At 59.8% G+C, this 12,537-nt stretch carries 12 protein-coding genes; 10 read left to right on the plus strand and 2 right to left on the minus strand.

The features are described 5' to 3' along the window. The first annotated feature begins 154 nt into the window (after positions 1 to 154). The 9 genes from ACNKU7_RS01575 to ACNKU7_RS01615 all read left to right on the plus strand — a co-directional run bounded on the left by ACNKU7_RS01575 (position 155) and on the right by ACNKU7_RS01615 (position 9,325). On the plus strand, positions 155 to 1,264 hold the full coding sequence (locus tag ACNKU7_RS01575) for an aminoglycoside phosphotransferase family protein (RefSeq protein WP_418295197.1): 1,110 nt from the start codon (positions 155 to 157) through the stop codon (positions 1,262 to 1,264). 7 nt (positions 1,265 to 1,271) lie between these two features. Further along, positions 1,272 to 1,970: a nucleotidyltransferase family protein gene (locus tag ACNKU7_RS01580; RefSeq protein ID WP_418295198.1), complete on the plus strand. Its 699-nt coding sequence runs from the start codon at positions 1,272 to 1,274 to the stop codon at positions 1,968 to 1,970. Between the two features lie 124 nt (positions 1,971 to 2,094). Continuing rightward, the gene (gene rpe / locus ACNKU7_RS01585) at positions 2,095 to 2,763 is read left to right on the plus strand and encodes a ribulose-phosphate 3-epimerase (protein WP_418295199.1); all 669 of its coding nucleotides are present in this window, start codon (positions 2,095 to 2,097) and stop codon (positions 2,761 to 2,763) included. Between the two features lie 475 nt (positions 2,764 to 3,238). Beyond that, positions 3,239 to 4,720, plus strand: a complete 1,482-nt coding sequence (gene trpE, locus ACNKU7_RS01590) for an anthranilate synthase component I (RefSeq protein WP_418295200.1) — start codon at positions 3,239 to 3,241, stop codon at positions 4,718 to 4,720. Positions 4,721 to 4,757: 37 nt separating this feature from the next. Beyond that, complete coding sequence (locus tag ACNKU7_RS01595; protein WP_418295201.1) at positions 4,758 to 5,627, plus strand: ion transporter; 870 nt, start codon at positions 4,758 to 4,760, stop codon at positions 5,625 to 5,627. Beyond that, on the plus strand, positions 5,624 to 6,202 hold the full coding sequence (locus ACNKU7_RS01600) for an anthranilate synthase component II (protein ID WP_418295202.1): 579 nt from the start codon (positions 5,624 to 5,626) through the stop codon (positions 6,200 to 6,202). The genes ACNKU7_RS01595 and ACNKU7_RS01600 overlap by 4 nt, the downstream gene beginning before the upstream one ends. A 205-nt stretch (positions 6,203 to 6,407) precedes the next feature. Continuing rightward, positions 6,408 to 7,442 carry an anthranilate phosphoribosyltransferase gene (trpD, locus tag ACNKU7_RS01605; protein ID WP_418295203.1) on the plus strand — a complete coding sequence of 345 codons (1,035 nt, stop codon included), beginning with the start codon at positions 6,408 to 6,410 and terminating at the stop codon, positions 7,440 to 7,442. A gap of 4 nt (positions 7,443 to 7,446) precedes the next feature. Then, on the plus strand, positions 7,447 to 8,241 hold the full coding sequence (gene trpC / locus ACNKU7_RS01610; protein ID WP_418295204.1) for an indole-3-glycerol phosphate synthase TrpC: 795 nt from the start codon (positions 7,447 to 7,449) through the stop codon (positions 8,239 to 8,241). 88 nt (positions 8,242 to 8,329) lie between these two features. Beyond that, entirely contained in the window at positions 8,330 to 9,325 is a 996-nt protein-coding gene (locus ACNKU7_RS01615) for an alpha/beta hydrolase (RefSeq protein ID WP_418295205.1), read from the plus strand. Between the two features lie 10 nt (positions 9,326 to 9,335). On the opposite strand, the gene rarD is transcribed toward ACNKU7_RS01615, so the two are convergent. Next, a complete protein-coding gene (gene rarD, locus ACNKU7_RS01620) occupies positions 9,336 to 10,250 on the minus strand; it encodes an EamA family transporter RarD (RefSeq protein ID WP_418295206.1) in 915 nt (304 codons plus the stop codon). A 161-nt stretch (positions 10,251 to 10,411) separates the two neighbouring features. Then, positions 10,412 to 11,659 carry a phosphoglycerate dehydrogenase gene (gene serA, locus ACNKU7_RS01625; protein WP_418295207.1) on the minus strand — a complete coding sequence of 416 codons (1,248 nt, stop codon included), beginning with the start codon at positions 11,657 to 11,659 and terminating at the stop codon, positions 10,412 to 10,414. A 178-nt stretch (positions 11,660 to 11,837) separates the two neighbouring features. Between serA and ACNKU7_RS01630 the strand changes: the two genes are divergently transcribed. Further along, the gene (locus tag ACNKU7_RS01630; RefSeq protein WP_418295208.1) at positions 11,838 to 12,500 is read left to right on the plus strand and encodes a fumarylacetoacetate hydrolase family protein; all 663 of its coding nucleotides are present in this window, start codon (positions 11,838 to 11,840) and stop codon (positions 12,498 to 12,500) included. Positions 12,501 to 12,537 lie beyond the last annotated feature (37 nt).

Genomic DNA, 12,537 nt, shown 5'->3' on the forward strand with positions numbered 1-12,537 from the left:
CGCGAGCGCAGTTACAATGCACAGTTTTTAGGCGGTCATCCATTCGCACCGGGCCGAGGCGCGCGCCGATCCGGTAAAGTTGGCAGCACCAGTAGCGTCCCAATGTCGCTGCGGGAAACAAATAATAGAGCAGTAAATCGAAAGCAGGTGGTGGATGACTGAGTGTGTAAACGAAAGCCAGGATGAGCGTCGCGAGCAACTGCGCGAGTGGGCCGCACGCGCGCTTGAGGGCGGACATGAGCAGCTTGGCTTGCCGCCGCTACGCGAAACCCTGAGTCTTCAGCCGCTTTCCGGGGACGCGGGCTTTCGTCGCTATTTTCGCGCTGATACGGCCCCAAGCCTGATTGCGGTGGATTCGCCGCCGCAGAAAACCAATGTGAAACGCTTTGTGGCGCTGGCGGATTACCTGCGCCGGAACGGCATCCACACGCCCCTGGTGATCGCCGCCGATGTCGAGCGTGGTTACATGCTGTTGGAAGATCTCGGCGATACCCAGCTCTTGCGGGCACTCAATAGTGACAGCGTTTCGGGGCTGTATGCCGAGGTGTTGAATGAGCTGCTGTGCCTGCAGCAGATCCCGCGCGCAGAAGGGCTTTTCCCGCCCTATGACCGCGAGCTGTTGCATTTGGAAATGCGCCTGCTGCCGGAATGGCTGATTGGCAAGCTGCTGGGGCGGGCGCTGAGCGAAGAAGAAAATCACCTGCTCGAGCGCACCTTTGCGCATCTGCTCGACAGCGCCTGTGCCCAGCCCCAGGTACTGGTGCACCGGGATTACCACAGCCGCAACCTGATGGTGAGCGAGGGGCAGCGCCCGGGCGTGGTGGATTTTCAGGATGCCGTTTGGGGGCCGGTCACCTATGACCTGGCTTCGCTGCTGCGCGACTGCTATATCCGCTGGCCTCGCGAGCAGGTGGAAAACTGGGCGCTGGCCTACGCGGCCATTGCTGTCGACGCGGGAATTATCCCGGAAGTGGCACCTGAGACCTTTTTGCGCTGGTTTGACTGGATAGGCCTGCAGCGTCATATCAAAGTGCTGGGCCTCTTCCCGCGCCTGTATTTGCGCGACGGCAAACACGGGTACCTGCCGGATCTGCCTCTGGTGATTCGATACACCCTGGAAGTCAGCGAAAAGTATCCCGAACTGCAGCCATTCGCCCAGTGGTTCCGCGCCGAAATCCTGCCATTGATCGAGCAGCAGGACTGGTATCGCGACTACCGCACTGCCGGAGAGCGCGCCACGGCAGCAGCTGAACAGCCCGAATAAGCAACGTATGAATACCTCAACTCATAAGGCCCCGGTTGCCATGCTGCTCGCCGCTGGTTTCGGCAAGCGCATGCGACCACTCACCGACTTCACGCCCAAGCCGCTGATCCCGGTACTGGGCAAACCGTTGATCGAGTATGCGCTGGAGCGCCTCGCGGCGGCTGGCGTATCCCGGGTGGTGGTCAACCTGGCGCATCTCGGCGAGCAGATCAGGGATCACCTGGGGAGTGGCGAGCGCTGGGGAATCCAGATTCAATACTCCGTGGAAGATCAGCCGCTGGAAACTGCCGGTGGTATTACCAGGGCGCTGCCCCTGCTGGGGAGCGAGCCCTTCCTTGTAGTGAACGGCGATGTCTGGTGTGACTTTGACTTCACCCACTGGATTCATCGCCCGCTGCCTGACGGTTGCCCGGGCCGCCTGCTGATGGTGCCCAATCCGCCCCATAACCCCGAGGGGGATTTTGGCATCGACGGCGGCTTGCTGTCGGGAACGGCCAAGCCCCGCTACACCTTTGCCGGCATCAGCTGGCTGCGGCCGGAAATCCTCACCTCTTATCCGCATGCCCGCGAGTGCTACGGGCTCGGTGAGGTATTTACCCACAATGAAGACCTGATGCAGGCGGAAGTCTATGGGGGTGACTGGTGTGATGTGGGGACGCCAGAGCGGCTGCATAACCTGGAGCTGCGGCTGCGTGGCGAATCGTAAGCGCGCGATACCGCGAATACCGCCCGTACGGATTGAAACTTTGCCCGTGCGTGTGGCCACCACCGCGTTATTTTCGGTGGTCGGGCCTGCAATACAATTAAACCAATGATATTTGGACGAGATGATGCCGGATTACAAAATTGCCCCTTCCATTCTTTCTGCTGACTTTGCCCGCCTGGGCGAAGAGGTCGACAATGTGCTCGCCGCTGGCGCGGACTGGGTGCACTTCGATGTGATGGACAACCATTACGTGCCCAACCTCACTATCGGCCCGATGGTGTGCAAGGCGCTGCGCAATCACGGCGTGGAAGCGCCCATTGACGTGCACCTGATGGTCGAGCCGGTCGATGACATGATCCGCATGTTTGCCGACGCCGGGGCCACCTACATTACCTTCCACCCGGAAGCCAGCAAGCACGTAGACCGTTCGCTGCAGCTTATCCGCTCCCTCGGCTGCAAAGCCGGTCTGGTCTTCAATCCGGCCACCAGCCTGGATGCAGCCCAGTATGTGATGGACAAGCTCGACATGATCCTGCTCATGTCGGTAAACCCGGGTTTCGGCGGGCAGAAGTTTATCCCGGCCACCCTGGGCAAGCTCCGTGAAGCACGCAAGCTGATCGACGACTCCGGCCTGGATATCCGCCTGGAAATCGACGGTGGTGTGACCAAAGACAACATTCGGGAAATCGCCCAGGCCGGTGCCGACAGTTTTGTCGCCGGTTCCGCGATCTTTAATGCGGATGACTATGCTGAAATCATTAAAGCCATGCGCGCAGAATTGGCGCAGGCTTAAAGCGCAATATGGGGTGGCGCTCCGTATCCGGGTTCGGCGGGCGTGAGCCTGAATTGAAGCTGGAGTGCCGGGTAAGGGATTTTGAAAGCGTCGCAAACAGGGAAGTTTGCGACGCAGCGTACAGGGACGTATTCACCGCGGTTTCAAAATCCCTTACCCGGTGCTCCGGCGCCACAGTGGGCGAGAAGAGCCTTGAAGAACCCCCGAAAGCCGGAGCTTGCCCACCCCACAAGACATTTGTACACTTGCTCGCCGGAATACAGGGAAGCAACTCGACGCTGCGAGATTCTGACATTGAACTGCACTGCCCACCTCAACAACAGCTGGCGATGGCGCCACTGATCCGCTCTGAAGTCTGACGACCCATGCCGGTCGCCCGGACGCCTTTCCCGCGGGTAGGATTCCACAACACAGACGTGGCCCGGCCCCCGAAAAAACAAAGTAAAACAAAGCATTGCATAGACACGGAGTCGCCATGACCCCCAGCGAATACGCCCAACTTGCGTCTGCAGGATACAACCGCATACCACTGGTCCGCCGCGTACTGGCCGACATAGAAACCCCGCTGACCACCTACATGAAGCTCGCCGCCCGCGATGGTGGCCGCTACAGCTACCTGCTGGAATCGGTGCAGGGCGGTGAAAAGTGGGGGCGCTATTCCATTATCGGCCTGCCCGCACGCACCATCCTCAAGGTATCCGGTCACGAGGTGACCATCGAGCGCGATGGTAAAATCGTCGAGCAGAGCACCGTCGAGGATCCGCTGGCCTTCGTTGAGACGTTTCAGGGCCGCTACAAGGTGCCGGAACTGCCGGGGCTGCCACGTTTTAACGGTGGCCTGGTGGGTTACTTTGGCTACGATTGCGTGCGCTATATCGAGCCCAGGCTGGCGAACAGCTGCCCGCCGGATACTCTCGGCAACCCGGATATCCTGTTGATGGTCAGTGACGAGCTGGTAGTGTTCGACAACCTCGCCGGGGCCGTGATCTTTATTGTGCACGCGGATCCTGCGCAGGAAGATGCCTACGCCCAGGCCCAGCGCCGCCTGGACGAACTGGTCGGTCAGCTGTCACAGCCGCTGACTGCAGTGGATCCGCTCGGCATTGATGGCGATCACACCGCGGAAGAAACGTTTACCTCCCATTTCGGCGAAGATGCCTTCAAGCAGGGCGTGCACACGGTGAAAGAGTACATCCTCGCCGGCGATGTGATGCAGGTGGTTCCATCCCAGCGTCTGTCTGCGCCCTATACCGCGCCGCCGCTGAACCTGTACCGCGCCCTGCGCAGTCTCAACCCTTCGCCCTATATGTATTTCCTCGACCTGGGTGACCATCAGGTAGTGGGCTCCAGTCCGGAGATTCTGGTACACCTGGAAGACGGCGATATGACCGTGCGCCCAATTGCCGGCACCCGCCGCCGGGGCGCGACCGAGGAGCAGGACCTGGCGCTGGAGCAAGAACTGCTGGCAGATCCCAAAGAAATCGCTGAGCACCTGATGCTGATCGACCTGGGGCGCAACGATGTTGGTCGTGTGGCGCAGACCGGTACTGTACAGGTGACCGACAAGATGGTGGTGGAGCGTTACTCCCACGTGATGCATATCGTTTCCAATGTCACCGGCAAGATTAAGCCCGGACTGACCGGAATCGACGCGCTGCGCGCTGCCCACCCCGCGGGCACCTTATCCGGGGCACCGAAAATCCGTGCGATGGAAATCATCGACGAGCTGGAGCCGGAGAAACGCGGTATCTACGGCGGTGCTGTGGGTTACCTGGCGTGGAACGGCAATATGGACACCGCAATCGCCATTCGCACAGCGGTGATCAAAGACCAAAAGGTTTACGTCCAGGCCGGCGCCGGCCTGGTGGCAGATTCAGACCCACAATCCGAGTGGGATGAAACCATGAACAAGGCCCGTGCGCTGTTCCGCGCGGTGGCCATTGCAAACGGGCAATAACGCGTTGAGCGCGCAACCATTGGAAGAAGTAGTACCGATGAGCGAACTTTCTGTACCGCAGAAAAATACTTTGGCCGAAACTTGTCGCCGTCTGGCCGAGGCGCCGCTGTTCAGTCAGGTCATCATAGGCCTGATCCTGATCAACGCCGTGGCGGTAGGCATGGAAACCTCCAGCTGGATACTGGAGCGTTACAGCGGCCTGTTGTACGGGGTGAACCAGCTGATCCTGGTTGCATTCATGGTCGAGGCGTTGGTCAAGATCGCCGCCCACGGCAGTCGCCCGTGGCGCTATTTCGCCAACGGCTGGAACTGCTTTGACTTCAGCATCATTGTGCTGAGCCTGATCCCGGCGGCTGGCCCGATGGCCACCCTGGCCCGCCTGGTGCGGGTATTGCGGGTGCTGCGTCTTGTATCGGCCTTTCCGGAGTTGCGCCTGCTGGTGGATACACTGCTGCGCAGTCTGCCGAGCATGTTCCATATCAGCCTGCTGATGGGCATCATTTTTTACATTTACGCGGTGGCGGGGTACTTCCTGTTCCACGAAATCGATCCGACCCACTGGCGCAGCCTGCCGATTGCACTGCTGAGCCTGTTCCGGATTGTTACCTTCGAGGACTGGACCGATATCATGTACACGGCAATGGAGACCATGCCGTATGCCTGGCTGTACTTCATCAGCTTTGTGGTGATGGGGGCGTTTGTGATGATCAACCTGTTTATCGGTGTGGTGCTGAACAACCTGGAAGAAGCCAAGCTGCGCCGCCTGGATGAGCTGAGCATGCCGCCCAGCCAGACTGAAATCCTGCGCGAGCTGCGCGCGACCCAGGAATCCCTGGCCCGCCTGCAGAAGCGGTTGGGGAATGAATTAGAACTGTCGGACGGGAATGAAAAAGGAACCAGATCATGATCCTGATGATCGACAACTACGACTCCTTCACCTGGAATGTGGTGCAGTACCTGGCGGAGCTGGGTGCCGAGGTCGTGGTCAAGCGCAACGATGAGATCAGCGTGGCGGACATCGAGCGGCTGAACCCGGAGAAGATCGTGATCTCTCCCGGCCCGTGTACACCCAATGAGGCGGGCATCTCCATGGAGGCCATTCGCACCTTTGCCGGCAAGGTTCCGATACTCGGAATCTGCCTTGGGCACCAGAGTATCGGCCAGGTATTTGGTGGTCGGGTGGTGCGTGCCGGGCAGGTCATGCACGGCAAGACGTCACCGATCGTGCACAGCAACGTTGGTGTGTTCAAGGGTCTGTCGAACCCGTTTGAGGCTACCCGTTACCACTCGCTGGTGGTGGAGAAGGGCAGCCTGCCGGAGTGTCTGGAAGTTACCGCGTGGACAGAAACGGAAGACGGCGAGATTGACGAGATCATGGGACTGCGTCACCGTGAGCTGCCGATCGAAGGGGTGCAGTTCCATCCCGAGTCGATCCTGACCCAGCACGGGCACGATATGCTGAGGAATTTTCTGGAGTCTTGAGGTTCGGCGTCTCGACGATGGCCGGTGGCGGCGCTGCTACCGGTATCCGTTTGCGAGACACGCCGTGAACCCATCCCTGGGGGCTCTTCGAAAACATCCCTGTTTTCGAAGGTCTCGCAAACGGATACCGGTACCAGCGCCTGTGCGTCGAAGTCCGGTTCCTTTGCACCCCCGGGGCTAATTCAAAGGGAAGGGGAGTAGAACAATGAATATCCAGCAGGCCATTGCCAAACTGGTGGATGGCGACCACCTCACCAGAGCGGAAATGCGTGATGCCATGGGGCAGATCATGCAGGGGGACGCGGAAGATGCACAGATCGGTGCTTTCCTGGTTGCCCTGCGGATGGGCGGCGAGACGGTGGAGGAAATCACCGGTGCCGTCGAGGTCATGCGCGAGCTGGCCACCAAGGTATCCATCGACCTGACCAATGCTGTGGATATTGTCGGAACCGGTGGTGACGGTGCCAACCTGTTTAATGTCTCCAGTGCATCGAGCTTTGTCGCCGCCGCCGCCGGGGCGCGGGTTGCCAAGCACGGCAACCGCTCGGTTTCCTCCGCGTCCGGTGCCGCGGATCTGCTGGAAAAGGCCGGAATCTATCTGCCGCTTTCCCCGGAGCAGGTGGCCCGCTGTATTGACGGCGTGGGGGTGGGTTTCATGTTTGCTCCCAGTTACCACAGCGCCATGCGCCACGCGATCGGCCCGCGCAAGGCGCTGGGCTTGCGCACCATCTTCAATCTCCTCGGTCCGCTTACCAACCCCGCCGGTGTCAAACGCCAGGTGATCGGGGTCTATGACCCGCACTATTGCCGCATGCTCGCGGAGGTACTGCAGAGCCTGGGCTCAGAGCATGTGATGGTGTTGCACAGCGACGACGGCCTGGATGAAATCAGCCTTGCCGCCGATACCCGTGGCTGGGAACTGAAAAATGGCGAGCTTAAAAAGATTACACTGAGCCCGGAAGATTTCGGCATTGAGCGCCAGAACCTCGATGGCCTGTGTGTCGATGGCTCGGAAGCGTCACTGGCGCTGATCCGCGATGCCCTCGGCAAGCGCGAAACCCCCGCCGGTAACAAGGCAGCTGATATTATTGCCCTCAATGCCGGCATGGCGATCTATGTGAGTGGCGTTGCCGCGAGCCCCCAGGAGGGGGTGAGCATGGCCCAGGATGCCATCTACACTGGCCTCGCCGGAGAAAAAATAAACGAGCTGGCCGCATTTACCAGCGCATTCAAAGAGTGAAGTAATGGATACGCCAACGATTCTGAAAACCATCGTTGAACGCAAGTGGCAGGAAATTGCCGAACGCAAACAACAGGTTTCCCTGGATGAGATCCAGCAGCGCGCCCTGCAGCAGCCGCCGTGTCGTGGATTTGTGGGCGCGATCGAAGCCAAGCGCAACGCTGGTGAGGCCGCCGTGATCGCAGAGATCAAAAAGGCATCGCCGAGCAAGGGGGTGATCCGCGAAGATTTCATCCCGGCCGAGATTGCCACCAGCTACGAAAAAGGCGGCGCAGCCTGTCTATCCGTATTGACCGATGTGGACTTTTTCCAGGGCGCCGATGAATACCTGCAGCAGGCCCGCAACGCCGTGCGTCTGCCAGTCATCCGCAAGGATTTTATCGTCGACCCCTACCAGGTCTACGAGGCCCGTGCGATTGGTGCCGACTGCATCCTGTTGATCGCGGCCTGCCTGGATGACGCGAAGCTGAAAGAGCTCAATGACCTGGCAATCGAGCTGGGTATGGACGTGCTGGTGGAGGTGCATGACCGCGTGGAGCTTGAGCGCGCGCTGCAGTTGCCGAATCGCCTGATCGGAATCAACAACCGCAACCTGCATACGTTTGAAGTGCAGCTGGAAACCACCTTCAAATTGCTGGATCTGATTCCGGACGACCGCATTGTCGTGACCGAGAGTGGCATTCACACCACCGACGATGTTGCCGCAATGCGTGGCCACAATGTGGATACTTTCCTGGTTGGCGAAGCGTTTATGCGTGAGCCCGAGCCAGGCCGTCGCTTGCTGGAACTGTTCAACTGATCCTGCCAGTTGGCAGGCCGGGCGACCGCCTGCCACCTCAAGGCCACCTTCCCCACAACACTCGTGCCCATAACCACATCGGCGCGAAATGCAGTACCATTGGGTCATGGACCTGCTGCAAGATTTCAACGTTGTCGAGCCCAGCCCGGTGATCCGCCGGCCGGATTATTCCGCGCTGCGCCAGAAACTGCCGGAGCTGGACTTTGCCTGCGACCAGCCGCTGCCGGAATCGGTGGTTTCCTACCGCAATTTTTACCGGCTGAACTTTGCCGAGGCGAGCGCGACGGGCATCGGAACCTTCAAGGCGGCAGGCTTTGAGCTTGTTGCGCAATACTGGCTGGTGGATGCCCCCAAGGGCACCCTGTTTATCTGCCACGGCTATTTTGACCACACCGGGATATACGGTGCCGCCATCCGCTTCGGCTTGGAGCGGGGCTATAACGTGGTTATTTTCGATTTCCCGGGGCACGGTCTCTCCAGTGGCGAGCCGGTGGCCATCGATACCTTCCTGCAGTATCGGGAATCCCTGGAGACGATACTGCGCCGGGCGCAGGGGAAAATGCCGGAACCCTGGCACGGCATGGGCCAGAGTACCGGTGGGGCCGCCTTGCTCGGCTATCTGCAGTACAGCTATTGGCAGCCATTCGACAAGATCATGCTTCTGGCCCCGCTGGTGCGTCCCGCGCGCTGGCACCTGCGCAAGTGGATGTATTACCTCGGGCGCTACCTGATGCCGCATCCCAACCGCGGGTTCAACATCAATACCCACGATGCGGAATTTGCCCGCCGCCAGGCACATCGCGACCCGCTACAGTCCCCGGTGATGTCGATTCGCTGGCTGGGGGCTATGGTGGACTGGCTGAAATCTTTTCCCAAGACCGCACGCAACTCCAAGCGGATTCTGGTGGTGCAGGGCACCGACGATGGCACGGTCGACTGGCGCTATAACATGCGCGCTATCCGCGACCGCTTTCCCAACAGCAAGAGAGTCATCGTACGTGGCGCCCGCCACCAGATGATCAATGAAACCCAGCCTTACCGGAAACAGATCATCCAGGCTCTGGACGACTGGCTCGCAGAGTAAGGCGGTTCACTCACAGCGCGGTCTTCCTCAACTGGCGGCGCTTCTGCCGCTGTACCAGCGCATCAATCGAATAAAGCAGCAGTGCAAACCACACGATGGCGAAGGTGACCAGCTTGCTCTCGCTCAAGGGTTCCCCATAGACGAAGGTCGCCAGCAGCAGCATCAGGGTTGGGCCGAGGTACTGCAGGAAGCCCACGGTAGACAGGTTCAGGCGGCGCGCGGCGATATTGAACAGCAGCAGTGGTGTCAGGGTGATGGGGCCCGCAAACAGCAGCAGGCTGTTCAGCTGCCAGGAGTTGGTGAGCAGATTGCTGGATGGGCTGTCCGTCCACAACAGGAAGCCGATGGCGATGGGCAGCATATACAGGGTTTCCACGGCGAGGCCGGTCAGACTGTCGACCGGGGCGCGCTTGCGCACCAGACCATAGAAGCCAAAGGTCAAAGCCAGGAACAGGGCAATCAGCGGCACACGTCCAAACTGCCACAATTCGTAGCCGATCCCGACAGCCGCCAGCGCCACGGCCAGCCATTGCAGTGGGCGCAGTCGCTCGCCCAGAAACAGCACGCCGAGCAGCACACTGATCAGGGGGTTGATGTAGTAGCCGAGGCTGGCATCCAGAATGTGCTGGTTGGTGATTGCCCAGATAAACACCAGCCAGTTGGTACCGATCAGCAATGTGGACAACAGCAGCGTGGTCATTTTCTTGCGCGAAGCCAGGGTCTCCCGGAAGTCTTTCAGCTTGCCAAGCAGTACCAGCAGCACCACGGCGAGGATGAATGACCAGACGCTGCGGTGACTCAGGATTTCCGGGGCGGAAATGCCGTCGAGCAAATTGAAATACAGTGGCGCCAGCCCCCAGATGAGAAAGGCACCAATGCCGGCCAGCAGGCCTGCCGCGGCGGAGTCGGAATTCTGGTTTTGCACGTGAAACAACCCTTGGCTCTGCGCACAGCGGAAACTGCACTGCGGGATGCGGAAGCGAGCCGGTCAGTCAGGAAGAAAAGAAAAAGAAACCCGGGCGGCGGGTAGCCGTCCGGGTTTGGCAGAGTCTAACAGACGCACGGCGCGCCTGTCAGGAAGGGGGCTTAAAACAGTACGCGGCAGCGCAGGGTGCCGGGAATGTTCTTGAGCTTCTCCAGCGCCAGATCCGAGTACTCCGCATCCACGTCGATTACCACGTAACCCACGGTTTCGTTGGTTTGCAGGTACTGGGCGGAGATATTGATGCCGTTTTCCGAGAACACCTGGTTGATCGCGCCCAGCACACCGGGCACATTCTTGTGGATGTGCAGCAGGCGGTGTGTGCCGGAGTGGCCGGGCAGGGCAACTTCCGGGAAGTTCACGGAGCTGGTGGTGGTGCCGTTGTCGGAATAAAGCGCCAGCTTGTCGGACACTTCCACGCCGATGTTTTCCTGGGCTTCTACCGTGGAGCCTCCGACATGCGGCGTCAGCAGGGCATTGTCGAGGCCGCGCAGTGGCGATACGAACTCGTCGTCATTGCCGCGTGGTTCCACCGGGAATACATCGATTGCAGTCGCCGCCAGGTGGCCGCTCTTAAGTGCTTCCGCCAGCGGCTCGATTTCCACAACTGTGCCGCGGGAAGCGTTGATCAGGATGGAGCCCTTCTTCATCTTGGCAATCTGCTCGGCGCCGATCATCCACTTGGTGGAGGGCAGTTCCGGCACGTGCAGGGAAACCACGTCAGACAGGGCCAGCAATTCGTCGAGGGAGTTCACCTGGGTGGCGTTGCCCAGCGGCAGCTTGGTGACTACGTCGAAGAAAATCACGCGCATGCCGATGCCTTCAGCCAGCACGGAAACCTGCGAGCCGATAGCGCCGTAGCCTACCAGGCCGAGGGTCTTGCCGCGGGCCTCGTAGGAGCCCACTGCGGATTTCTGCCAGCCACCGCGATGGCAGACCATGTTCTTTTCGGGAATGCCGCGCAGCAGCATGATCGCTTCGGCGATCACCAGTTCAGCTACGCTACGGGTATTCGAGTAAGGTGCATTGAACACCGCGATACCGAGATCGGTTGCGGCTTTCAGGTCTACCTGGTTGGTGCCGATGCAGAAGCAGCCCACGGCGATCAGCTTGGGCGCGTTTTCCAATACCTTGCGGGTCAGTTGGGTGCGGGAGCGGATCCCGATAAAGTGGGCATCGGCGATCTTCTCGATCAGCTGATCTTCCGGCAGCGCGGTCTTGATATATTCCACGTTGGTGTAACCGCGGGAAGTCAGCAGGTCTACAGCGGACTGGTGTACGCCTTCCAGCAACAGAATACGGATTTTGTCTTTCTGCAAAGACTCTTTTGGGAAAGCACTGGGCGGAGCCATATCGAATCTCTTGGCCGTGCGCGATGACATTACCAATAACGGGGACATCGCGGCATATTAGCGAAAAAGGGCGAAAGTCAGTTGGAGCTCGCCGGGGATCCCGGCGAGGGCCGCATCATACCACAAGGGTTTTCCAAAGCTTTATACGCAATGTCTATCCTAGCTATCGAATTTGGTTATGTATAAGCATCAATTTACCTGTAATTCTCCTGTCGACCTGCCGTTGGGCAAAATAGTGTGTGTCGGGCGCAACTACGCTGCCCATGCGGAAGAGCTGAACAACCCCATTCCCGAAGAGCCGTTGTTGTTCATCAAACCGGCCACTTCTGCAGTCCCCATGAGTGAACCTATCCACTTGCCACGGGGGCGGGGCAGCTGCCATTTCGAGGGCGAGCTGGCACTGCTTATCGGTGAGCGCCTCACGGGTGTGAACCCTGCAGAGGTTCCGCCGGCAATTGCCGGCCTTGGGCTGGCGCTGGATCTGACCCTGCGGGAGTTGCAGGCGGACCTCAAAAAGCAGGGCCAGCCGTGGGAAAAGGCCAAGGGCTTCGACGGCGCCTGCCCCTTGTCGCCTTTCGTGAAGTTGGACTGGCTGCCCAACTGGGACGAGCTCACCTATACCCTGTGGCTCAATGGCGAGATCCGTCAGCGGGGCAAGACCAACCACATGCTGACGCCGATCCTGGATCTGGTGGCTTACATCAGCGGCTATTTTACCCTGATGCCCGGCGATGTCGTTCTCACTGGTACGCCCGCGGGCGTGGGCGAGTTGCTGGTGGGCGACCGGATAGCGATGGGGCTGGAGGAGGACTGGCTGCGGGTGGAAACCTCGGTGACCTGAGATCCCGTTGGCCGGCCATGCCTGCTGCAGGTGATGA

Source organism: Microbulbifer weihaiensis (genome assembly GCF_048323715.1).
Taxonomy (GTDB): domain Bacteria; phylum Pseudomonadota; class Gammaproteobacteria; order Pseudomonadales; family Cellvibrionaceae; genus Microbulbifer.

Coding starts and splice junctions, on each gene's coding strand:
- ACNKU7_RS01630 (WP_418295208.1), top strand. CDS start 11,838: ATGTATAAGCATCAATTTACCTGTAATTCTCCTGTCGACCTGCCGTTG.
- ACNKU7_RS01575 (WP_418295197.1), top strand. CDS start 155: ATGACTGAGTGTGTAAACGAAAGCCAGGATGAGCGTCGCGAGCAACTG.
- rpe (WP_418295199.1), top strand. CDS start 2,095: ATGCCGGATTACAAAATTGCCCCTTCCATTCTTTCTGCTGACTTTGCC.
- trpE (WP_418295200.1), top strand. CDS start 3,239: ATGACCCCCAGCGAATACGCCCAACTTGCGTCTGCAGGATACAACCGC.
- trpC (WP_418295204.1), top strand. CDS start 7,447: ATGGATACGCCAACGATTCTGAAAACCATCGTTGAACGCAAGTGGCAG.
- ACNKU7_RS01595 (WP_418295201.1), top strand. CDS start 4,758: ATGAGCGAACTTTCTGTACCGCAGAAAAATACTTTGGCCGAAACTTGT.
- serA (WP_418295207.1), bottom strand. CDS start 11,659: ATGGCTCCGCCCAGTGCTTTCCCAAAAGAGTCTTTGCAGAAAGACAAA.
- trpD (WP_418295203.1), top strand. CDS start 6,408: ATGAATATCCAGCAGGCCATTGCCAAACTGGTGGATGGCGACCACCTC.
- ACNKU7_RS01580 (WP_418295198.1), top strand. CDS start 1,272: ATGAATACCTCAACTCATAAGGCCCCGGTTGCCATGCTGCTCGCCGCT.
- ACNKU7_RS01600 (WP_418295202.1), top strand. CDS start 5,624: ATGATCCTGATGATCGACAACTACGACTCCTTCACCTGGAATGTGGTG.
- ACNKU7_RS01615 (WP_418295205.1), top strand. CDS start 8,330: ATGCAGTACCATTGGGTCATGGACCTGCTGCAAGATTTCAACGTTGTC.